The sequence below is a fragment of the Ruminococcus sp. D54t1_190329_F1 genome, assembly GCF_015551645.1.
Classification (GTDB): domain Bacteria; phylum Bacillota; class Clostridia; order Lachnospirales; family Lachnospiraceae; genus Blautia_A; species Blautia_A faecis.
In genome coordinates this window covers 1-21,503 of the sequence record NZ_JADNDC010000002.1, presented here as the reverse complement: position 1 = coordinate 21,503, position 21,503 = coordinate 1, and the positions used below count along the sequence as shown (strand labels likewise).

The following is a 21,503-nucleotide window of genomic DNA, read 5'->3' as shown; positions in this document are numbered from 1 at the left end:
ACCTCCTTACTGCTCCTCTTTTTTATCAGGAACAAATTCCATGATATCTCCCACGTCACAATTCAAAGCAGAACATATCTTTGACAGAATCTCTGTACTTACATTTTCATCTTTTGATAATCGAGACATCGTTGTTGTACTAACTCCTGTCATTGCACGCAAATCTTTCTTCATCATTTCTTTATCAATTAACAATTTCCACAATTTCTTGTAACTAACTGCCATTTTTTCACCTCAATCTTATTTGCTTGAAATATCTGTTCACATGGTATTTATCATCATATCATAAAAATGCGTTTCAAACAATCTAGTCTATCAAAAATCGTAATTCAATTCTGAAATATCGCATTTAAAATCACAAGAAGCACATCTTAATAAGACAAGCTGAAAGTACAAGTGCCACTATATATCCGATTCCACAGAAAAATTTTATCTCGTTTATTTTCTCTGATTGCAATCTTATCCTTTTTTTCAATTTTTGCACTTCCTTCTCAGCTATCTTTCTATTCTGTTCCGCCTGATGCTTTAATGACCGTAATTGTTTTTCTGCTTCTTTTTGTTTTCTATATGCCTCATCAACAGCTTGCACAGATGATTTATTCACCTGTATCTGCAATTTAGAGTTCTGGTCCCGAACGTCTTTTATTTCTTCTTCGAGCAGCTCTTGCTCGCTCCTGCTCTTCAAACCGTTTCTGTTCCTCAAATCGTCGTTGTTCTTCTGAAGCAATTGATTCAGCTTCTGCGTTTCGGACAGTTCGGTTGTCAAACGATGAATTTCGTCGTTTAATTTCCGAATTTCGTCTTGCATTTCGTGATTCTCGAAGAATAGCTCTGGCAAACTTAACATCAGCGATAATAGCCCTTTCGCATTCAATGTCAGATTCTTATTCTTGAAATGATGATTACTCATTACCGTAAAATTCTTAGTTCTCTCTACACGAAAAATCTGTGCCATGCTCCCCACTTCCTTTCCAGACAGAAAAAGACGCAAGCCATATTCTTATGACTCACGCCTTTCTGCATAACTTACTTTTCTATTCTTCTGTTTCTAATTCTAATCTCTGTAAAATATCCCTTACAATACCTGCATCTTCAATCAGATTATTCCAAAGCATTTTTTACCTGCATCCTTCAAAGACGCACCAACATGATATGCTTTCGTTTTATCAAGAATTAAAAATCGATCATGAAATGCTCTTGTGTACTTCACATCCAGTTTAGGATACTGTGCATTAAAGTTATCTACATCTGTTTGAGATAATTTTGTCCGTTGCAGTGTATAAACTGTCACCGCCACATTTTCTTTCTTCTTTGACAAAATATTTAATGTTCCTACATCCACATATCCATCTACCAGAACAATTTCCGTTTCTGCCTTCTGAATCAGTCCTATTAGTAAACTGAACGCATCATATATCTGACCATCAAAAAATATCTTTTGATTAGACTCCTCATGATCTGATATGTACTCAAAAATTTGCTCCAGCTTTTCATCTGTCTTTTTCTGATATTCCAGTTGTTTTAGCTCAACGTTACTAATCCTTTCAAACAAAAGTGCATTGTTGGCTATAAACCGTCGCATTTCTACAAATGCACGCATAATACCTATGCTTACATTAATTGCCACCTCGCTATGCAATACACTGGCCAGCATGGATATTCCCTGCTCTGTAAATACATACGGTAGCGTACGTCTGCCACCTCGTCCATCCTTTTTTTCTGGCTCTTGTATTTTTGAGGTGCCAGATTGGCACTTCAAAGATTCTGTTTCTTCTGTTGTAAGCTGAAAACAAAAATCTTCTGGAAATCGTTTTATATTTCTTTTTACTGCACGATTTAAAGCTTTTGTTTCTACTTGATAAAGCATTGCCAGATCACTATCCACCATAACTTGTTTGTTTCTTACCACATAAATCAGATTTTCAATGTCCGGTGGCATGATTTCAACTATTTGTGTTTCCACTGGTTCCATTTCTTTTACTTTCTGATCCGCCATTCCATCTCCTCTATAACTTGAAATGCCAAACTGGCATTTCAAGTTACTTTACCGCACAATCATTTCTTATGAGTTTCCAAAATCCATGTTCCCATTTTACCCTATTTTTCTCATTCTGCCTACTGCTATTTTTCATACAATAATGAGGTCGCAATCCACGACCTCATCACCTTCATTTAAACATAAATCAATTCCTTGAGAATAATCTCTTCTGCAATCGCTCTGTGCTGGTTGGCTACTCTCACCCATGCCATCTAATCTTTCTCTTTATCCGGCAGTGGTTCTTTTTCTTCTAACTGTTTCAGGATCACTTCTTCCCGTTCTCTAGCTGCTTTATCCACTTTTAAAAGATCTATCTACTCTCTTCCATTTTGCAACAGCATTTCTCACCCGCTGGTCAATATCCAGACGTGCTCTGCGACATTCTTTCGGATGTTTTCTTGCTGCCTGAAATGCCAGTCTCACAAAGAGTCCGGAACCAACCGGAAGCATTGTCTTTAGCATGCTTTCTGGAAAAACAAAATGGGTTCCATGCTCATAAATTACAGACTCTAATCTGCATGTATGCGGATGTTCTTTTATACGCTGCTTCATTCGGCGGATGTATTTTGTAGTATCCCACAACACATCATCTTCCGCACCAATCAGCAATAATGTTCCATTGATTTTTTCAATCTTGATCATCTCGTCTTCTTGGATTGGATGAGCCTTTTCCGAATCGTCAAACAGTTTTCTTGAATTAATCATATCACCGGTTCGCTTTGTTTCTTTTTCAATTACATGCCAGTAATCCGGATGTTTATAGAAAAAAGGCATGTACGGAAGTGGTTCTCCTTTATACGAAAAAAGAGATTCTCCCTCAATCGGCCATTCCTTACAGCCATCTTTTTTGCCCTGCATAAATCCCTGCCAGATAAAGTCACTCGGTGTCAGACCAATCGTCAATGTAATATCTGCAAAATAAGAAGCGGCAGTTAAGGCAAGTGTTCCTGTCGTAGATACCCCGACAATTCCTATCTTCTGATTACCATGCACTTTTAACCAATTGATTGCTTTCTCTATACGTTCCAGCGGATAATTATGATGTCCATAATCCTTTTTCCCAGGTGACATCGTCATCACATTCACACCGAGTTTATGCAACCATTTCACGGATGTACGCGCCAGATAATCCTCTGAATCATCCCCGATCATGGCGATCATCGCACAGTCTGAATCTGATTTGCATTTCCAGTATGCGCCATAAAATCCATCTGTTTCCACATCAAAATGACTTTTCTTCATCTGTATCATCTCCTGCTCGTATAATATCAGCCATGTTTCTCCATAACTATTATTTTATTTGAGATGTTCCGAACGATTGGAAACTTTCCTATCACATGATAAATCGGCATAAGCTCTTTCATTCCTTCAATCAGACTGACTTCCTGTCGAACAGAAAATGCCGGTATGATTCTTTGCAGTTCCTTTCCATTCTTAACTCCCCATGTGAATTTTGCATTGCTCCCCTCTATAGATTTTTCTTTCACATGTTTTACAACAAAAGGGGACATGGTTTCAATCATTACGGTTACCTTCTGGAATGATTTCTCAATAATAGAAAACATTTTTCTAATATCCTTTTCACACAAATACATTGTAAGACCTTCGATTATTAACAGAACATTCTCACCATGATAATCGATATCATCTACATAGGATTCATCCATTGCAGACTTTGCAATCTGATATACCGGACCAGTTTCGGTAAGGAACTGACTCCTTATCTTCATCGTTTCTGACAGATCCACATTGTACCAGTGCAGATATTTTCTCTCCATCCGATAACATCTGGTATCCAGTCCACATGCAATATTTATAACAACTGTATTTGCATGCTTCTCCAGATATTGCTTAACCATCCGGTCTAATACGATTGTTCTAGCAATTACGCCATAATTCATGGCTTTATCCTTATCTGCTTTGGAAAAGTTATAGTCCAGCTTCTCCACAAGTTCTACTGCAATCTCATCCTTGATTTTGGCATTTTGCTTTTTTGTTTCTTTTGCTCTTGCATACAAAGTCTGTACCATCGTTTCCGGCACACCTGTCACATTCACTTTTTCTTTCATTGTCTATTGCCTTCTTCTATTGTTTTCTTACAACGCAATGCATCCTCATACCTTTACGGATTTCAAATTTTTCTACTTTTAATCCTGCTTTCCTACAGCATTTCATGACCACATCTCTTGTCGGAACCCGGACATCTCCGTGTCCACATATATTTGCCAAAGGCATTTCCAGTGTATTCATCAGCCATACCAATACTTTATTGTCACTGGTCACATCTCTCAGAATCAATCTTCCATTTGGGCGAAGACATCTTTTCACACTGTCAAAAAATGCCTGTGGATTTGGATAGTGATGGAAGCTCATAGAACAAATAATTGCATCAAATGAATCGTTTTCAAAAGGAAAATTTTCACAGTCTCCCACAACAAATGTTGCATTTGGAATCTCTTTCTTTTTTGCCTGTTCGATCATCGCAGGAGTCAGATCCAACCCGGTATAATGCCTGTCTGGATATTTTTCTGATAATAAAGAAATCATTGGAGCCGGACCACAGCCTGCATCCAACAATTCTCTAAACGACTCTTTCTCCAGCTCCGCCAGAATATCTGGATAATCCTTCTTACACATTTCGTATATACCCGCATGGTTACTTTCATATCTTCCTGCTGCTTTTGTAAATTCAGCAATCGACAACCTTTTGTATTCTTCGTTTCTCATGCTTTTTCCTCCAATCACTGTGCTGTTTTCGCCTTACATTCACATGTCTTCAGTTTTTTTCACATAACCATTAGAATTTGTAAAGACAGGAAACCAAAAATATTCATTTTCCATAAATCAATATTTTCATAGAAATCTGCCCTCTTTTTCAAGCAAGCAACCAATGTTAGCATTGTCTAACTCATATTTTCTAAAAAACCGTGTGAAAACAAAACTGTAATTCCACACGGTTTCTTTTCTTATGCATCCAGTATATCACCTTTATCTGGTTTATCAAGCAGATTTTGTCATTATGTCTCACATTCAGAAGAATCCATATTTTTCCATCCATAGCGAAAAATAGAAATTGCCATAGAAACCTCACTAACTATTTCGTCTAATATTCCTGCCCTGGAACCAACAGCAATTTGTAGTAAACAGTATACACCTCCTGTTATTTAATACATTCCATAATGATCTTCTCACATCTGTCATATCCAAGCTGTGAACTGTTCAGGCACAACGTATAATTACTGGCCTTTCCCCATTTATGCTCCGTGTAAAAGTTATAATTTGTCATACGTCTTTTATCTGTGTCTGCCATCATTTTCACAGCTTTCTTCTCATCTACATTATATAATCGAATGATCCGCTGTGTTTTCTCCGGCATATTTCCATGAATAAATACATTCAGCACATCATCACGGTCTTTCAGGATATAGTCCGCATTTCTTCCAATGATCACGCAAGGGGCCTTCTCGGCTAGTTCTAAAATAACTTTTCTCTGCGCCTCATGTACCATATCCTCCACAGATCTTCCTGTGATGTCACGTCCGGCAAGTGCATATGCAAACATCCCTTTTTTCGGAGATAATTCTGCATTTTCCTGAATGTATTCTGGCGATAATCCGGACTTTTCTGCAATTTCATTAATAACATTTTTATCATAATAAGCAATTCCCAGCTTCTTCGCGACTTCTTCTCCGATAAAACGTCCACCGCTTCCAAATTCTCTGCTGATTGTAATGATTCTTTTTGCCATTTCCAGTTCCTCCTTAACGCAAAGCATCAACTTTGTTTTTTCTGATTCTCTTTAAAAATACATAGCCCACCAGGCATGCAATTACTTCTGTAATCGGAAATGCCCACCAGATCAGGGAAACGCCCACCTGACCATTTCTTACAAACAGGGAAAAGATTCCTGCCAGCGGCAGGATGATAATAAGCTGTCTCAAAAGTGAAATAACCAATGATTCCACACCACCGTCCAGTGCCTGATAAATACCCTGATAAGCAACATTGATTCCGGCAAACAGGAAGCTTACCGAGATCACTCTCATCGCGCCGATAAAATATTCTCTGGACTGTCCTGCATTAAACAGCGTTGCAAATGCTCCAGGGAAAATCTCCGTAATTGCAATTCCTATAATCATTAATGCAACGGTATAAATAAGTCCATATTTAATACCATCCTGAATTCTCTTTTTACTTCTCATTCCATAAGCAAATGCAATGATCGGAGTGATCGCATCTCGCAGACCAAATGCAAGGAAGAGAACAAACTGCTGCACCTTATAGAACAATCCATAAGCTGTCTGTGCTGACGGATTGAACTTCAGGATCAGATTCATCACATAAACCATAATAGACATCAGTGCCTGAGCGATAATCGCCGGAAGTCCGATCGCATAGATTTCCTTGATAATTCCGCCGTCCGGCTTCATGTATTTTGCCCCATGCTCAAATTCCTTATTTAATTTGATATGAAAGATAAGCAGTAATACTGCGGATGCTACCTGTCCAATTACAGTTGCGTAGGCTGCACCTTTCACTCCCATTTCCGGACAAGGTCCAATACCATAGATCATGATCGGATCAAGAATGATATTTACAACTGCTCCAACCACCTGACCGATTGTAGAATAAAGAGAGCGTCCTGTAGCCTGTAACAGCTTTTCAAATAAGGAAAAGAAGATGATTCCAAAAGAAATCACACAACATATCCGCAGATAACTGACTCCCATCTCAAGTACTTCCGCATCTACTGTCTGAGATGAAATATATGCTCTCACTCCAAAGATGCCAAACAATAAACAAACCACATAAATGATCACACCCAAAAACAGACTGTTTCCTGCTACCTTCGCAGCTTTTTTACGGTTTCCCTGTCCCAGTGTTCTTGCAAGAAGTGCATTGGTTCCTACACCTGTTCCAATTCCTACTGCCACCATAAGCATCTGAACCGGGAATACCAAAGTCAGTGCATTTAGTGCTGATTCACTGCCCACTCTCATATTTCCTACAAATGCGCTGTCTACAATGTTATAGACTGCCTGCAATGCCATGGATAAGATCATCGGAATTCCCATCTGGACCATCAGCTTATTCACCGGCATCTCCTTCATCTTGTTGCTTTCCGCCATTTTGCTTTAACTCCTCTCTTTTTTTCTGCACAAAAAAAGTGCGCACTCTGTCATATAAGCTGGACTTACGCTGACAGGCTACACACTTTTTCATGGCGATATTATTCATTTTTAGCAAAATAAAAAACGAGCAGCTTGTAAACTGGATTTACGCTTACCTGCTACTCGTTTGATTTAATTATATTGCCTGTTTTTCAAAAAGTCAAACAGATTTTTTATGATCACCTGCGATTTTTTATGATCACCTGCGGTGTCCAAGTCTGCCTTTAAAATCCTCGTAACCGAAATCCGTCAGACGTTCCATGGTTTTATCACCATGCCGCAGCCAGATATCAGGAAGGGGCATTCCGTTAAAGGTATTGTTTTTGCAGGTTGTATATATGGCCATATCGCCAAACATGAGAAGATCTCCGTATGCCAAAGGCTTTTGGAAGCTGTAATCTCCTATAACATCCCCGGACAGACAGGTTGGTCCTCCAAGACGGACTGTAACGACATTCTCTTCTGGCTCCCCTGCTCCAAGAAGTGGCGGACGGTAAGGCATTTCCAGAACGTCCGGCATATGACATGCAGCACTTCCATCCAAAATTGCAAGCCGGGTATCACCATTTTGCAGCACATCCAGCACAGTTGTCAGAAAGAAACCGGCATTTAAAGCCCATGCCTCTCCAGGCTCCAGGTAAATATCCACCTTCCATTCTTCCTTTGCCGCCTCAATGCACTTTTCAAGCCGTGCAATATCATAACCTGGTCTTGTAATATGATGTCCTCCTCCCAGGTTCAGCCATTTTACCTTAGAAATCAGATCTCCGAATTTCACCTTTACCGCTGCAAGAGTAGTTTCCAGATCAGAGGAATCCTGCTCGCAAAGGGTGTGAAAGTGAATACCATCCAATAATCCGGTCAGATCCGGATGCATTTTCACAGCAGCCTCCCACTGTGCTCTCGTGGTACCCATACGGCTGCCTGGGGCACAGGGATCATAAATTGCATGTCCTTCCTGGGTAGAGCATTCCGGATTGATCCTGAGCCCTACACTTTTCCCGGCCTGCTTCGCTCTTTTTCCAAATCGAAGAAGCTGGGAGGGTGAGTTAAACACTATATGATCTGCAAAGCAAAGCAGCTCCTCAAATTCATCCTCACGGTATCCGGCACAAAAAACATGTACCTCTTTTCCTGGCATCTCCTGGGCGCCAAGCCTTGCTTCGTACAGTCCACTTGCTTCTGTTCCAGCCAGATATGGCTCCAAAAGGTGATAGCAGTCATAATTGCTGAAAGCCTTCTGCGCCAGGAGCATTTTACATCCAGTTCTTTCGGCGATCTTTCCCATTAATTCTGCATTTTTTATAAGCGCTGTTTCGTCAAGAACATAACAAGGCGTCTTGATTTTCCGGAATTCCAGCGGAATAATTCCGCCGGATGCTGCAAAGGGTGGTCTTGTATCTGTTTTTTCCATTAATCAACCAGCTCCGGATTATGATTTTCACTGCGTGGAAGTCCGTATTTGTCAAGTGCCTCCAGGAATGGATCCGGGTCAAATTCTTCTACTGTATACACTCCTGGACGAATCCATTTTCCGGTAAGCATCATTAATGCCCCACACATGGCTGGAACGCCTGTCGTGTAGCTGATTGCCTGGCTTCCAACCTCCTTATAGCATTCCTGATGGTCACAAACATTATAGATATAGTAGGTTTTCTCCTGTCCATCCTTTACTCCGGTGAAAATACAGCCAATATTGGTTTTACCTTTGGTACGGGGACCAAGGCTTGCCGGATCCGGAAGAAGAGCCTTCAAAAACTGGATGGGAACAATTTCCTGTCCGTTATAGTTGATCGGAGTAGTAGAAAGCATTCCCACATCCTCCAGACAGCGCATGTGATCCAGATAGCTCTGTCCAAAAGTCATAAAGAAACGAATTCTCTTTACTCCCGGAATTGTCTGGGCAAGGGACTCGATTTCCTCGTGATGAAGAAGATACATATCCTTATCGCCAACCTGGTCAAAATCATATTCCCGCTTAATGGCCATCGGAGGAATTTCCACCCAATGTCCATTCTCCCAGTAGCTTCCAGGAGCACTTACCTCACGAAGGTTGATCTCCGGGTTAAAGTTGGTTGCAAATGCATATCCATGGTCTCCTCCGTTGCAGTCCAGAATATCAATGGTATCAATCTGGTCAAACTCATGCTTTAATGCATATGCACAATATGCCTGTGTAACGCCCGGGTCAAAGCCGCAGCCAAGAAGAGCAGTAAGTCCTGCCTCTTCAAATTTCTTCCGGTATGCCCACTGCCAGGAATAATCAAAATATGCGGAAAATCCAGCTTCCTTACAGCGTTTTTCGTAAATAGCCCGCCATTCCGGATCATCGGTATCTTCGGGCTCATAATTTGCCGTATCCATATAGTTTACACCACATGCCAGACAGGCATCCATAATCGTCAGATCCTGATAAGGAAGTGCAATGTTCATTACCAGATCCGGTTTGTAACTATTGATCAGCTGGATCAGCTGGTTTACATCATCTGCATCTACCTTTGCCGTGGTAATAACTGTTTTTGTTTTTCCCTCCAGCTTCCGGGCAAGGGCATCACATTTTTCTTTTGTCCTGCTTGCAATACACAGTTCTGTAAATACCTCATCTGCCTGACAACATTTCTGGATTGCTACACTGGCTACTCCGCCGCAGCCGATTACAAGTACTCTGCTCATGTTTTTTATCTCCTTTTTTTATATTTCACTATCGCAGCTGTTTTTATTTCGCCACTGCCAGCAGCAGTTCCCTGACTACCTTACATGCTGTGGCTGTGGAAACACCGCTTGGATCCAGCATAGGTGCCAGCTCATTAACATCTGCTCCCACAATATTTAATTCTGATACTTTCCGGATAGCAGCAAGAAGCTCAAGGAAGCTTACGCCTCCCGCCTCCGGTGTACCTGTTCCCGGAAATACGGATGGATCCAGGCAATCCAGATCAATGGTAAAATATACCGGAACCTGCTTCCTGTCCAATTCCTGTACGGTCTCTTCCAAGCCTTCAAAGGTAAAGGGATGAAAATCTGTATGCTCCTTTGCAAACCGGAATTCTTCTCTTTCCCCACTTCGGATGCAAAACTGATGGATCCGTCCATCTCCCAGAATATCATGACATCTGCGGATGACACACGCATGGCTTAAGCGGGCACCAAGATAATCATCCCTCAAATCCGCGTGGGCATCAAAATGAATAATATGAAGTCCTGGATACTTTCTGGCTGCGGCTCTTACAGCCGCTAGCGTCACCAGATGCTCGCCGCCTAAAAGCAAGGGTATCTTTCCTGCTTCCAGAATTTCCCAGGCACGATTCTGTATATCAGCAAGTGCCATTTCACTGCTGCCGAAGCAAAGCTCCAGATCTCCACTGTCAAATACCTGAATATCTGTAAGGTCGCGGTCCTGATAAGGACTGTAGGTTTCCAGTCCAAAGCTTTCATGACGAATGGCAGAAGGGCCGAACCTGGCTCCAGGGCGAAAGCTTGTGGTAGAATCAAAGGGCGCTCCGTAAAGGACAATCCCTGCTTCCTCAAAGCTGCTGTCACAGCCGATAAAATTCTCAATATTTGGTAAAATCATAAATCAGTCCTCCACCTCCTGAAGCATTTCCTCCAGAAAAGCCGGAAGATAAAATGCACCTCTGTGAAGCCTTGTGGTATAGTAACGGGTGCGAAGATTCAGGGCGTTCCATGCCTCCGTATCCAGATCATCCACCGGATGGTACTTTTTGCTTGCAAAACCAAACAGCCAGTAGCCGGCAGCAAAGGTAGGAATATGTGCCTGGTAAACACGACTGATCTGGAACGTACTTGCAATTCTTTTGTGACTGCGCTGCATGGCGTGGGCATCCTCAGAATAAAAAGGACTTCCCTGCTGATTGACCATGATTCCATCCTCTTTCAGCGCATTATAACAGTTTCCATAAAATTCACGGGTAAACAAGCCTTCCGAAGGACCAAAAGGATCGGAAGAATCCACGATGATAAGGTCATATTTATTTTCACAGCGTCGGATAAATTTCAACGCATTTTCATAATGAAGATGCACTCTCCTGTCATCAAGCCTGCAGGCATTTCCCGGAAGATAGGCACGGCAGGCTTCCACTACCATGGGATCCATCTCTACCAGATCAATATGGCGGACACGGTCATATCTGGTCAGTTCACGTACAACTCCACCGTCTCCTGCTCCGATCACAAGAATATCCCTGGCTTCTTTGTGGACAGCCATAGGTACATGGGTAATCATTTCGTCATAAATAAATTCGTCACGTTCCGTGAGCATTACATTGCCATCCAGTGTAAGAACCCTGCCAAATTCCGGTGTCTCAAAAATATCAATTCGCTGATAGTCGCTCTGCCTTGAGTAGAGCTGACGGTTTACCCGGATACTATGCTTCACATCCGGTGTATGAAATTCCGAAAACCACATTTCCATTTTCTTTACCTCCCTGCCAGAGTGTGTTTTAAAATTATTTCCGCAAAATGTGTGTCACAATTTGCAGACAGCCTTTTTCAAACAGTTACTGTTCACTCCGTTCACAGTAACTTCAAACATGCTCCAGCACATTTAACCGTAATATATCCGGATCTTCCGGACCTGTCATGTTACATCCTTTTGCCTTGGCATATTCAATATAATCCAGGATTTCCGGGGTGATCCGCTCTCCTGGAGCCAGAATTGGAATTCCCGGGGGATAACACATTACAAATTCACTGCATACCTTTCCTTCCGTTTCCCGGAGAGGAAGGCTGCATTTTTCTGCATAAAACGCTTCCTGAGGGCTTGTTACTACCTGGGGATCAATATATTCCTGATCCAGCAATCCTGATTTATCCTTCTGGAAACGTCTGCGGATTTCCGCAAGGGCACTTACCAGCCGCTCTACTTCCTGGGCACGGTCTCCAATTGACAGATAAGCCAGAATATTTCCGATATCACCAAATTCGATCTGAATATCATATTCATCTCTCAGAATGTCGTAAACCTCAATTCCTGCAAGTCCGATATCCAGGGTATGTACACTTAATTTCGTAATGTCAAAATCAAAAACCGAATCTCCATTCACCAGTTCTTTTCCAAATGCGTAATAGCCGCCAATGGCGTTAATCTCTTCCCTTGCATATTCTGCCATATCTGCTACCTGATGAAAAATCTGACGTCCGCGCTGTGCAAGATTCCGCCGGGAAATGTCAAGACTTGACATCAGAAGATAGCTTCCAGAGGTAGTCTGGGTCAGGTTGATAATCTGACGGACATATCCGGCATGGACGTCAGGTCCAGTCAGAAGAAGGCTGGACTGGGTCAGGCTTCCACCGCTTTTATGCATGGATACAGATGCCATATCTGCACCAGCTGCCATTGCCGAAACCGGCAGACCTCCTCCAAAATAAAAATGAGTCCCATGGGCTTCATCTGCCAGACACAGCATTCCTGCTTCATGAGCCATCCGCACAATTGCACGAAGATCACTGCAAATTCCATAATAGGTAGGATTGTTTACCAGCACAGCCACTGCATTTGGATGCTCCTTAATTGCCTTTGCCACCTGTTCACGGCGCATTCCAAGAGAGATTCCAAGTCTCTGATCTACTTCCGGATTCACATAAACCGGAATTGCTCCGCACAGAACCAGCGCATTCAGCACACTTCTGTGAACATTGCGGGGAAGAATGATCTCGTCTCCCCTCTTACAGGCTGTTAACACCATGGTCTGTACGGAGCTTGTAGTTCCGCCAACCATGAGAAAGGCGTGAGCTGCTCCAAAAGCATCTGCTGCCAGTTCTTCTGCCTCCCGGATCACAGATACAGGATGACAGAGATTATCAAGCGGCTTCATGCTGTTTACATCCACGCCTACACATTTCTGCCCCAGAAACTCAGTAAGCTCCGGATTTCCTCTTCCTCTTTTATGTCCTGGCACATCGAAGGGTACCACCCTCATGCGCCGGAAATTTTCCAGAGCCTCGTGAATTGGTGCACGATTCTGGTCCAGTTTAAAACGAGTTCTGTTCATTGCGTCTCCATTTCCAGTTCCTTTGTCTGTATAAAGAATCCTGTTTGCAGGATTCTTCGCCTGCAAAGGGGCGTCTCCAGCGCCATCTGCTCTTCCGCTGCAGTGGAATCCTACCCGGCAGAGCTTTTTATATAATAGGAAATTCCAACGGGATTTTCTATTACACAAAAAAAGCAGGCTGCCTTAAAACCGCAAACCTGCTTGGATCATTCTTCCCGATTCTATCTCCATTGACTTATAATAAATATAGGAATCCTCGTATTTACATAAAATAGAAATCCGGATGATATATGTCAGAGTCTATATAGCAATCATACTTTTACTACTCTTATTGACCGTTTCACAAGTCTGCGCATCAGGCGCATAGTGGTTATCAAAGGAACCAACTTATAAAATTTGAGCTTCTAACTCAATCAATAAGGCAACCAAAGTTACCATCAGCGGCAGTGGACCCGGCTGTCCGTATGGCCTTAACCCCAAATGGAGTGATCCAAAATAATTGCTTTGAAAAGACTCTTTCTTTGTCTTTCAAAATCTTCATAAGCATAGCACATATGAAAATGCATGTCAACTGTTTCATTTTATGATACCAGCAGATTGCGGAAATGATTTTCCAAACGCGCTCCTGTGCTGCAATGAAGGAAAGGCAAATATTTTTCTTGTCAAAACAAAATATTTTTCTAACATTTTCATTGAAATTTATGATCGTATATGATATTCTGTGTATTAGTGTGTTTCTACACAGTACGAATGACCGTCATGCTCGTACATTTTATAGAAAATGTATAAGCAGGTTTTTCGTAACTCAGGAGAGTCTCTTCAAAAAAATTTATGGAAGAGCGCCGAAGGTGTACGCAGCATTTGTAATGCTGTTAATCTCTCAGGCAAAAGGATGGAGGAAAGAGAACATGTTTACACAAATCAACAACTTTATCACCTGGTTTGACGGAGTAGTCTGGGGACTTCCGTTAATCATTCTGATCCTGATCACAGGATTCCTTTTAACCGTTCGGTTAGGCTTTTTACAGGTAAGACATCTGGGAAAAGCACTGAAATTCATGGTAAAAAATGAAGAAGGCGGCGAAGGTGAAGTCACAAGCTTTGGTGCGCTCTGCACAGCTTTGTCCGCAACTATCGGAACCGGTAACATCGTAGGTGTTGCCACTGCTATTGCTGCCGGCGGACCCGGAGCCCTGTTTTGGATGATCGTTGCTGCATTCTTCGGAATGGCAACCAAATATGCAGAAGGACTTCTGGCCATCAAATACCGTACCATCGACAAGGACGGACACGTTCTTGGCGGACCATTTTATTATATTGAGAATGGTATGGGAAAACAGTGGAGATGGCTTGCGAAAATTTTTGCATTCTTTGGAGCCGGAGTCGGTCTTTTCGGAATTGGTACCTTTACTCAGGTAAACGGTATTGCTTCTGCAGTAAAGAACTTCTTTGACCCGGATACCGTACACACCGTTTCCCTTTTTGGAAATACATACTCCTGGGCAACTGTAATCGCCTGCTTGATTCTTACCTTATGTGTAGGACTTGTAGTTCTTGGCGGTATTCAGCGTATTGCAAAGGTTTCCCAGATCATCGTTCCATTTATGGCGGTTCTTTATGTTGCTCTTGCACTGATCATTGTGATCACAAATATTACCGCAGTTCCTGGTGCCATCGCTACAATTGTAAAAACAGCCTTCAACGGAAGTGCCCTTGCAGGCGGTGCCATAGGAACCATGGTTGTGGCAATGCAGAAAGGTATTGCCCGCGGTATTTTCTCAAACGAGTCTGGTCTTGGTAGTGCTCCGATTGCTGCAGCTGCCGCTCAGACAAAGGAACCGGTTCGTCAGGGACTTGTTTCCATGACCGGTACTTTTATTGATACCATTGTAATCTGTACCATGACAGGTCTTTCCATTGTCATTACCGAAACCTGGAATACAGGACTTGAGGGTGTTGCGATTACTACCGCAGCTTTCCAGAAAGGACTTCCCTTCCCTGCACAGTTTGCCTCCTTTGCTCTTATGCTGTGCCTGGTATTCTTCGCATTCACAACCATCCTTGGATGGGATTATTACGGTGAGCGCTGCCTGGAATACCTTTTCAACCGCAACATGACTGCAGTAAAGACTTACCGCTGGTTATATATCATCTGCGTCTTCTTCGGACCGTACATGACTGTTGCTGCTGTCTGGAACATTGCAGATATCTTCAATGCCTTGATGGCCTTCCCGAACCTGATTGCGCTGCTTGCTTTAAGCGGTGTAGTCGTAAAGGAAACAATGGATTTCTTTAAAAAACATAAAAATTACGAATAAAATAAAAGTAAAGAAAGAATTCCTCTCCTGAAAAACATAGAGCCTTGTCTGATACGATGCTTTTAGCCAGTCAGACAAGGTTCTTTTATATGTAACTTTCCTGCCAAAAAGAGGCAAAACATGTTTGCCCCTGTCTTTGTTCCAATCCTTTTATAAGGAATCCGGATTAAACAGATCGCTGATGCTGTCTCCGTTTCTGTGGATTCCGTCTACAGAAAACTCTGCCCACTCTCCGATGTTGGTGGCGTGGTCACCGATTCGCTCATAGTATTTGGAGATCATCAGAAGATCAAGAACCTCGTCACTGGAAAAGTCCATGGTGTTCTGGTCCAACGCATTTCTTACTTTATCGAAAAGATTATCCAGAACATTATCACTGCTGATCACCTTTTTTGCCAGGTCACTTTTTCCCTCTACATAAGCGGTAACACTGTCATTTACCATATGCATGGCATAATCTGCCATTTCCTGAAGCGGGATGGCTGTTACTGGTATATGAACGCTGCCTGTGTTCAGAATCTCCGCAATATCAGTAGCCTGGTCGCCGATTCGCTCCATATCTGTTACCATCTTAAGTGCTGCGGAAATTTTGCGAAGATCAGTACCAACCGGCTGCTGTTTCAGAAGAAGCTGCATGCAAAGAGCCTCAATATTATGCTCTTTGTCGTCAATCTCCTTCTCAATTCTTCCAATCTCCTTTGTGGCAGCCTCACGGACCTCCACGCTTGCCAGAAGCTGACAGGTCTTCATGATGGCCTGACCGCACAGATTTCCCATTTCCAGGACCTCATCTGAAAGCCTGGAGAGCTTTGCGGTATACACATCTCTCATATCAACCAAACCTCCCTGTAATATACTCTTCTGTTTTCTTGTTCTGTGGTCTGGAAAACAGTTCTGTAGTATCGTTATATTCAATAATCTCACCCAGCAGGAAAAATGCAGTCTTGTCAGAAATACGAGCTGCCTGCTGCATGTTGTGAGTTACGATCACGATGGTGTAACGGTCTTTTAATTCCAACGCCAGATCCTCAATGTGAGATGTGGAAATTGGATCAAGTGCAGAGGTAGGCTCATCCATAAGAAGTACCTCCGGCTCTACCGCAAGAGCTCTTGCAATGCAAAGTCTCTGCTGCTGTCCGCCAGACATACCCAGGGCGCTCTTTTTCAACCTGTCTTTTACCTCATCCCAGATAGAAGCATTTCGAAGAGCACGCTCTACGATATCGTCCAGTTTTTCCTTGGAATGAATTCCATGAGTACGAGGTCCATATGCAATGTTATCATAAATGCTCATTGGAAAAGGATTTGGTTTCTGGAAAACCATCCCAACACGTTTTCTAAGAAGGTTTACATCAATATCACCATAAATATCCTCACCGTCCAGACAAATATCGCCTGTGATCTTGCAGCCTTCCACAAGATCGTTCATACGGTTTAAGGATTTCAGCAATGTGGATTTTCCGCAGCCGCTTGGACCAATGAACGCGGTAATCTTCTTTTCCGGAATCTCCAGATTAATATTTTTCAAGGCATGAAAGCTGCTGTAGTACAGATCCATATTTTTTACATCTATTTTACCCATAATTCTCCTCTTTTCCTACTACTGTCCGTTTGTGGCTTTGCTTAAATGCTTTGCACAGAAACCGGATACCCAGTTCAGCACAAGTACGAAGATCAGCAGAATAACCGCTGTAGCATAAGCCTGATCCATGTAAAGTCCCTCACTGGAAAGCACATACATATGTACTGCCAGGGTACGTCCGGATCCCATCAGACTGGATGGAACCTTCGCCACAGAACCGGCAGTATAAATCAGGGCTGCAGTCTCACCAACAATACGTCCTGTCGCAAGTACTACACCGGAAAGGATTCCAGGAATTGCACTTGGAAGCACCACTTTAAACACGGTGCGGAGCTTTCCTGCCCCAAGGCCAAGGGAAGCTTCTCTGTACGCATCCGGGACACCCATAAGTGCCTCCTCTGTAGTACGAATGATCAGCGGAAGGATCATAATCACCAATGTCATAGCTCCCGCCAGAAGGGAATATCCCCAATGGAGAGCGGTACTGAAAAACAGAAGACCGAACAGACCGAAGATAATGGATGGAATTCCCTGAAGAGTCTCTGTTGTAATACGGATGATCTTAACCAGCTTGCTGCCCTTTTTCGCATATTCAACCAGATAAATTGCTGCAAAAATTCCAAATGGCACTGCGATCGCCAGAGATAACAGGGTGATGATCAAGGTGTTGATCAGTGCCGGCATCAAAGATGCATTGTCAGAATTATATTCCAGTGCAAACAAGTCTGGTGTCAGATTTCCAACACCTTTTATCAGAATAAAACCAACAAGAAACGCCATAACTGCCACTGTAATAATTGCAGATAACCATACCAGGAGCCTCAGGATGGCAGAACCAGGATGATTTTTCCAATAAGATAATTTATTTTTACTCATCTTCTGCTCTCCTTTTCAGGGCTGATACACACAGGTTGATGATCAGGATGAATACGAAAAGTACAACACCTGTAGCAATCAGCGCTTCCCTGTGAAGATCGGTTGCATAGCCCATTTCAATTACAATATTTGCGGTCATGGTTCGAAGTCCTTTGAACAGTCCCTGGGGCATCCAGGTCTGGTTTCCGGCTACCATGATCACTGCCATCGTCTCACCAATGGCACGTCCGATTCCAAGAACCACGCCAGCTAATACACCTGATTTTGCAGCCGGGAAAACAGTGCCAAACACACTTTTTTCGTGGGTTGCTCCAAGTGCCAGTGCCCCTTCATAATAACTTGTGGGAACACTTTTTAAGGCTGGTTCTGCAACGCCGGTTACCGTTGGAAGGATCATAATTCCAAGAAGCACTGAAGCTGTCAGCATGGTACTTCCATCATGACCGGTAAGCTGTCGAAGCAGCGGGACAAACACTGTCAAACCGAAAAATCCATAAACAACAGATGGGATTCCTGCAAGGAGGTTTACCATTGCCTTTAATGGTGCATACAGCTTTTTCGGACAATAAAATGCAAGGAAGATTGCAAGCAGAAGGGCTGTTGGAACTCCCACCACAATGGCCCCGGCTGTTACATAGATACTTCCCAGAATGAATGGAAAAATTCCATACAGTCCATTGGACGGCTTCCACTTCATTCCAAACAGAAAATCTGGCAGACCAATCTTCGCCATTGCCGGGATTCCGTTTGCAAACAGGAAAATGCAGATTAATGCAACGGCTAATACGGAGGTACAGGCCGCTGCAAGGAAAACAAATTTCATTACAGTTTCATTGATCGATTTCATATAAAGTAAGTTCCTTTTTTATTCGGAAAATTTGGATCCTGCAAAGCTTTTGACCGGCTTTGCAGGATTCCTTTTTCTATTTCATGTTTCGTAATTGTAAAGGTACTTTATTTCTTTACTATTCACCAGTGACGTTCCGCAAGGTGTTTTTTGTGAACAGTAACTTTATTTCTTATTATTTTGCAAGGTCTTCCCAGGTTGTGATGTTGCCTGTGTAAACATCTTTTACCTGCTCGCTGGTAAGCTCCTCAACACCACTATCGTTGTTTACGATTACAGCGATACCATCTTTTGCAATTACAGTTGCGGTAAGACCAGCCTCTGTCTCACTGTCTTTCAGGTCACGGGATGCCATACCGATATCGCAAAGTCCGTCGATTGCAGATGTCATACCAGTTGTAGAATCGCTCTGCTGAACCTCGATATCAACTTTGTCATTTACTGCCTTGTAGCCCTCAGCAAGTTTCTCCATAACTGGTGTTACAGAAGAGGAACCAGCTACTACAACCTTTCCTTCTACGTCAGCTGCTTCATATGCAGGTTTGTCACCTACCGCGATGTATCCGTTGTCTTCAATGATCTGCTGTCCGTCTGCGCTCGTGATGTATGTAATGAAATCCTGTGCAGCTTCGCTTACATCATCCTTTGTTGCAATGTTGAATGGACGAACCACTTTGTAATCTCCGGACTCAATGCTCTCAGCTGTTGCCTCAGCACCATCAATCTTTACTGCTGTTACGCTGTCATCCAGGGAGCCAAGGGATACATATCCGATTGCATTTACATCCTGAGCTACTGTGCTTAACATAACGGATGTGCTATTTGTGATCTTTGCTGCCTCAGTTGTATTGTCTACTTTATTTCCATCTGCATCTTTTTCTTCAATTCCAAACAGTTCGATGAATGCGCCTCTTGTACCGGATCCGTCTTCTCTTGAGCAGATTGTAATATCTCCGGAAGCTGCTGCCATTGCTGTTGTTCCCATTGTTGCTACTCCTAATAATGCCGCCATTGCTACTGCTAAACCTTTTTTCATAATTCATTTCTCCTTTTCTTCGCGGTCCTTATGTTTTTTACCTCTCTCGCGATTACAGTTGTATCTTAATGTTTGGATGTAAAATGCACTAGCTTTTAAAAGTAAAATCACAGTAAAATATGACAGCGGTATTTTATATGTTTTTTAACAATATTTTCTTATCCTTCACTGGATATCTCTAAGGATTTATCCGTTGCTTCCACAGCGTTTTTCTTATATAATAAGACTATATAAAATTCTTCATGCAGGATAATCTGTATGTTAAAAATGAAAGGATTCGCTATGAACGAAGGAGAAAAGAATGCGCCCTGGCTGGATACGCCAGATCCGCAGCGTTTTATCAAAAATGCAGCAAAGTTTAATGATCTGATGATGATGTATAGATGTGCCATCCGGGAGGTACAGACTAAGCTGGAGGTTCTGGACGATGAATTTTCAGTAGAGTATAAGCGAAATCCCATATCTTTTATTAAGACAAGGATAAAGAAACCGGAAAGTATTTACCGGAAACTGCAGAAGCTAGGATATGATTTTACAGCGGAGAATATTCAGGAACAATTAAATGACGTGGCTGGTGTCCGGGTGGTCTGTGCTTTCATTGACGATATTTATACAGTGGCCAATCTGATTGCCGGACAGGATGATATTAAAGTTATTAAAATCAAGGATTATATCAAGAATCCCAAGCCAAATGGTTATCGTAGTTATCATATGATAGTGGAGATTCCGGTATTCTTCTCCAAGGGGAAAACACCTATGAGAGTAGAACTTCAGATCCGCACCAACGGCATGGACTTCTGGGCTACATTGGAGCATCAGCTCCGCTACAAGAAGGGAATCGAGGACCTGCCAGGATATGCAGAGATCAGTGAGGAACTGCTCCGCTCGGCCCAGGCAGTAATCGAAACGGATAACGAAATGCAAAAAATTAAGAATAAAATCGGAATGTTTCATGATATCTAATAAAAAACAGCGGCTCTACCTGTGAAATGCTCACTTTCACAGGTAAAACCGCTGTTCTCTTTTTTTATTTCAGCCACACGAATACACAGAATAAAATAAACAAAAATGCCGCACCGCCAAAGATCAGTCCCACAGTCAGTGACGCCTTTAGCGAAAGCCAGATGATTCCTCTTCTTTCTTCCTTCGTCATCGGCGGATTCTGAAAAGCGCTCAGATTATCCGTCACTTCATTTTCCATTCCCGGTTCCGGCACTTTTACATCAAATTCTTTTCTGCGTCTGGATGGATCTCCAGGAAATATCTGCCATGGTCTTCTGGAATTCCAGGGCATACCATCCACATCCATATTGGCTACTGTGTAATCGGGCAATTCTTCTTTTTTTCTTTTTCCCATGTAGAACCTCCTGTTTTGCTATTTAATGTGTTGGTCGTTATCCCGGACGCGATTTTACAATGTATATTCACCGCCGCGCGTCGCAACGTTCCGGCAAGCTAATGACTAACTACGACTAAGACGCTCAGGAAAGCCTTCGCGCCTAAGTCTCCGTAAGTCATGGATCTCGCCTCCACTAAAACCGCTCCTAAAATGCGCGGCTTGCGAATATACATTGCAAAATCGCTGGTTACTGGAAAGGGAAGAAAGAAACAGTAACGACAACAA

At 42.6% G+C, this 21,503-nt stretch carries 20 protein-coding genes, 1 pseudogene and 1 riboswitch; of the genes and pseudogenes, 2 read left to right on the top strand and 19 right to left on the bottom strand.

All coding sequences use genetic code 11. The features are described from left to right. Positions 1 to 6: 6 nt before the first annotated feature. The 13 genes and pseudogenes from I2D69_RS01015 to I2D69_RS00955 all read right to left on the bottom strand — a co-directional run bounded on the left by I2D69_RS01015 (position 7) and on the right by I2D69_RS00955 (position 13,220). Complete coding sequence (locus tag I2D69_RS01015; protein ID WP_002578407.1) at positions 7 to 225, bottom strand: helix-turn-helix transcriptional regulator; 219 nt, start codon at positions 223 to 225, stop codon at positions 7 to 9. Between the two features lie 604 nt (positions 226 to 829). Continuing rightward, positions 830 to 955, bottom strand: a pseudogene (locus I2D69_RS20600) (helix-turn-helix domain-containing protein); the annotation flags it as partial. 141 nt (positions 956 to 1,096) lie between these two features. After that, on the bottom strand, positions 1,097 to 1,996 hold the full coding sequence (locus tag I2D69_RS01005; protein ID WP_330656031.1) for an ORF6N domain-containing protein: 900 nt from the start codon (positions 1,994 to 1,996) through the stop codon (positions 1,097 to 1,099). Between the two features lie 333 nt (positions 1,997 to 2,329). Then, complete coding sequence (locus I2D69_RS01000; RefSeq protein WP_195379245.1) at positions 2,330 to 3,280, bottom strand: acyl-CoA thioester hydrolase/BAAT C-terminal domain-containing protein; 951 nt, start codon at positions 3,278 to 3,280, stop codon at positions 2,330 to 2,332. A gap of 26 nt (positions 3,281 to 3,306) precedes the next feature. Further along, positions 3,307 to 4,107 carry a class I SAM-dependent methyltransferase gene (locus I2D69_RS00995; protein WP_195379244.1) on the bottom strand — a complete coding sequence of 267 codons (801 nt, stop codon included), beginning with the start codon at positions 4,105 to 4,107 and terminating at the stop codon, positions 3,307 to 3,309. A gap of 16 nt (positions 4,108 to 4,123) precedes the next feature. Then, positions 4,124 to 4,765 carry a class I SAM-dependent methyltransferase gene (locus tag I2D69_RS00990; RefSeq protein WP_195379243.1) on the bottom strand — a complete coding sequence of 214 codons (642 nt, stop codon included), beginning with the start codon at positions 4,763 to 4,765 and terminating at the stop codon, positions 4,124 to 4,126. A 433-nt stretch (positions 4,766 to 5,198) separates the two neighbouring features. After that, the gene (locus I2D69_RS00985; RefSeq protein WP_118582978.1) at positions 5,199 to 5,786 is read right to left on the bottom strand and encodes a cytidylate kinase-like family protein; all 588 of its coding nucleotides are present in this window, start codon (positions 5,784 to 5,786) and stop codon (positions 5,199 to 5,201) included. Between the two features lie 13 nt (positions 5,787 to 5,799). Next, on the bottom strand, positions 5,800 to 7,167 hold the full coding sequence (locus tag I2D69_RS00980; RefSeq protein WP_195379242.1) for an MATE family efflux transporter: 1,368 nt from the start codon (positions 7,165 to 7,167) through the stop codon (positions 5,800 to 5,802). 241 nt (positions 7,168 to 7,408) lie between these two features. Further along, complete coding sequence (locus I2D69_RS00975) at positions 7,409 to 8,623, bottom strand: carboxynorspermidine decarboxylase (protein WP_195379241.1); 1,215 nt, start codon at positions 8,621 to 8,623, stop codon at positions 7,409 to 7,411. Then, entirely contained in the window at positions 8,623 to 9,882 is a 1,260-nt protein-coding gene (locus I2D69_RS00970; protein ID WP_195379240.1) for a saccharopine dehydrogenase family protein, read from the bottom strand. Before I2D69_RS00970 ends, I2D69_RS00975 begins: the two co-directional genes overlap by 1 nt. 43 nt (positions 9,883 to 9,925) lie before the next feature. Beyond that, positions 9,926 to 10,783 carry an agmatinase gene (speB, locus tag I2D69_RS00965; protein ID WP_195379239.1) on the bottom strand — a complete coding sequence of 286 codons (858 nt, stop codon included), beginning with the start codon at positions 10,781 to 10,783 and terminating at the stop codon, positions 9,926 to 9,928. A gap of 3 nt (positions 10,784 to 10,786) precedes the next feature. Further along, on the bottom strand, positions 10,787 to 11,641 hold the full coding sequence (gene speE, locus I2D69_RS00960; protein ID WP_195379238.1) for a polyamine aminopropyltransferase: 855 nt from the start codon (positions 11,639 to 11,641) through the stop codon (positions 10,787 to 10,789). A 112-nt stretch (positions 11,642 to 11,753) separates the two neighbouring features. Beyond that, positions 11,754 to 13,220 carry an aminotransferase class V-fold PLP-dependent enzyme gene (locus tag I2D69_RS00955; protein ID WP_148461333.1) on the bottom strand — a complete coding sequence of 489 codons (1,467 nt, stop codon included), beginning with the start codon at positions 13,218 to 13,220 and terminating at the stop codon, positions 11,754 to 11,756. A gap of 796 nt (positions 13,221 to 14,016) precedes the next feature. Next, positions 14,017 to 14,126, top strand: a riboswitch (glycine riboswitch). Positions 14,127 to 14,128: 2 nt separating this feature from the next. On the opposite strand from I2D69_RS00955, the gene I2D69_RS00950 reads away from it, so the two are divergent. Next, positions 14,129 to 15,538: an alanine/glycine:cation symporter family protein gene (locus I2D69_RS00950; RefSeq protein WP_195379237.1), complete on the top strand. Its 1,410-nt coding sequence runs from the start codon at positions 14,129 to 14,131 to the stop codon at positions 15,536 to 15,538. Positions 15,539 to 15,688: 150 nt separating this feature from the next. On the opposite strand, the gene phoU is transcribed toward I2D69_RS00950, so the two are convergent. From phoU to I2D69_RS00925, 5 genes are all read right to left on the bottom strand, one after another. Further along, positions 15,689 to 16,369 carry a phosphate signaling complex protein PhoU gene (phoU, locus tag I2D69_RS00945; protein ID WP_195379236.1) on the bottom strand — a complete coding sequence of 227 codons (681 nt, stop codon included), beginning with the start codon at positions 16,367 to 16,369 and terminating at the stop codon, positions 15,689 to 15,691. 1 nt (position 16,370) lies between these two features. Continuing rightward, on the bottom strand, positions 16,371 to 17,120 hold the full coding sequence (pstB, locus tag I2D69_RS00940; protein ID WP_148461216.1) for a phosphate ABC transporter ATP-binding protein PstB: 750 nt from the start codon (positions 17,118 to 17,120) through the stop codon (positions 16,371 to 16,373). 18 nt (positions 17,121 to 17,138) lie between these two features. Next, positions 17,139 to 17,996, bottom strand: a complete 858-nt coding sequence (gene pstA / locus I2D69_RS00935; RefSeq protein ID WP_173717954.1) for a phosphate ABC transporter permease PstA — start codon at positions 17,994 to 17,996, stop codon at positions 17,139 to 17,141. Then, positions 17,989 to 18,843: a phosphate ABC transporter permease subunit PstC gene (gene pstC, locus I2D69_RS00930; protein ID WP_148461214.1), complete on the bottom strand. Its 855-nt coding sequence runs from the start codon at positions 18,841 to 18,843 to the stop codon at positions 17,989 to 17,991. The genes pstA and pstC overlap by 8 nt, the downstream gene beginning before the upstream one ends. Before the next feature lie 175 nt (positions 18,844 to 19,018). Next, entirely contained in the window at positions 19,019 to 19,879 is an 861-nt protein-coding gene (locus I2D69_RS00925) for a substrate-binding domain-containing protein (RefSeq protein WP_195379235.1), read from the bottom strand. Between the two features lie 267 nt (positions 19,880 to 20,146). Between I2D69_RS00925 and I2D69_RS00920 the strand changes: the two genes are divergently transcribed. Next, complete coding sequence (locus I2D69_RS00920; RefSeq protein WP_243243746.1) at positions 20,147 to 20,842, top strand: GTP pyrophosphokinase family protein; 696 nt, start codon at positions 20,147 to 20,149, stop codon at positions 20,840 to 20,842. A 64-nt stretch (positions 20,843 to 20,906) separates the two neighbouring features. On the opposite strand, the gene I2D69_RS00915 is transcribed toward I2D69_RS00920, so the two are convergent. Next, positions 20,907 to 21,236 carry a hypothetical protein gene (locus I2D69_RS00915; protein ID WP_195379234.1) on the bottom strand — a complete coding sequence of 110 codons (330 nt, stop codon included), beginning with the start codon at positions 21,234 to 21,236 and terminating at the stop codon, positions 20,907 to 20,909. Between the last annotated feature and the right edge of the window lie 267 nt (positions 21,237 to 21,503).

Coding starts and splice junctions, on each gene's coding strand:
- pstC (WP_148461214.1), bottom strand. CDS start 18,843: ATGAAATCGATCAATGAAACTGTAATGAAATTTGTTTTCCTTGCAGCG.
- I2D69_RS01015 (WP_002578407.1), bottom strand. CDS start 225: ATGGCAGTTAGTTACAAGAAATTGTGGAAATTGTTAATTGATAAAGAA.
- phoU (WP_195379236.1), bottom strand. CDS start 16,369: ATGAGAGATGTGTATACCGCAAAGCTCTCCAGGCTTTCAGATGAGGTC.
- I2D69_RS00925 (WP_195379235.1), bottom strand. CDS start 19,879: ATGAAAAAAGGTTTAGCAGTAGCAATGGCGGCATTATTAGGAGTAGCA.
- I2D69_RS00985 (WP_118582978.1), bottom strand. CDS start 5,786: ATGGCAAAAAGAATCATTACAATCAGCAGAGAATTTGGAAGCGGTGGA.
- speB (WP_195379239.1), bottom strand. CDS start 10,783: ATGATTTTACCAAATATTGAGAATTTTATCGGCTGTGACAGCAGCTTT.
- I2D69_RS00955 (WP_148461333.1), bottom strand. CDS start 13,220: ATGAACAGAACTCGTTTTAAACTGGACCAGAATCGTGCACCAATTCAC.
- I2D69_RS00920 (WP_243243746.1), top strand. CDS start 20,147: ATGAAAGGATTCGCTATGAACGAAGGAGAAAAGAATGCGCCCTGGCTG.
- I2D69_RS00995 (WP_195379244.1), bottom strand. CDS start 4,107: ATGAAAGAAAAAGTGAATGTGACAGGTGTGCCGGAAACGATGGTACAG.
- I2D69_RS00975 (WP_195379241.1), bottom strand. CDS start 8,623: ATGGAAAAAACAGATACAAGACCACCCTTTGCAGCATCCGGCGGAATT.
- I2D69_RS00950 (WP_195379237.1), top strand. CDS start 14,129: ATGTTTACACAAATCAACAACTTTATCACCTGGTTTGACGGAGTAGTC.
- I2D69_RS00980 (WP_195379242.1), bottom strand. CDS start 7,167: ATGGCGGAAAGCAACAAGATGAAGGAGATGCCGGTGAATAAGCTGATG.
- pstA (WP_173717954.1), bottom strand. CDS start 17,996: ATGAGTAAAAATAAATTATCTTATTGGAAAAATCATCCTGGTTCTGCC.
- I2D69_RS00915 (WP_195379234.1), bottom strand. CDS start 21,236: ATGGGAAAAAGAAAAAAAGAAGAATTGCCCGATTACACAGTAGCCAAT.
- I2D69_RS00970 (WP_195379240.1), bottom strand. CDS start 9,882: ATGAGCAGAGTACTTGTAATCGGCTGCGGCGGAGTAGCCAGTGTAGCA.
- I2D69_RS01000 (WP_195379245.1), bottom strand. CDS start 3,280: ATGAAGAAAAGTCATTTTGATGTGGAAACAGATGGATTTTATGGCGCA.
- I2D69_RS00990 (WP_195379243.1), bottom strand. CDS start 4,765: ATGAGAAACGAAGAATACAAAAGGTTGTCGATTGCTGAATTTACAAAA.
- speE (WP_195379238.1), bottom strand. CDS start 11,641: ATGGAAATGTGGTTTTCGGAATTTCATACACCGGATGTGAAGCATAGT.
- I2D69_RS01005 (WP_330656031.1), bottom strand. CDS start 1,996: ATGGCGGATCAGAAAGTAAAAGAAATGGAACCAGTGGAAACACAAATA.
- pstB (WP_148461216.1), bottom strand. CDS start 17,120: ATGGGTAAAATAGATGTAAAAAATATGGATCTGTACTACAGCAGCTTT.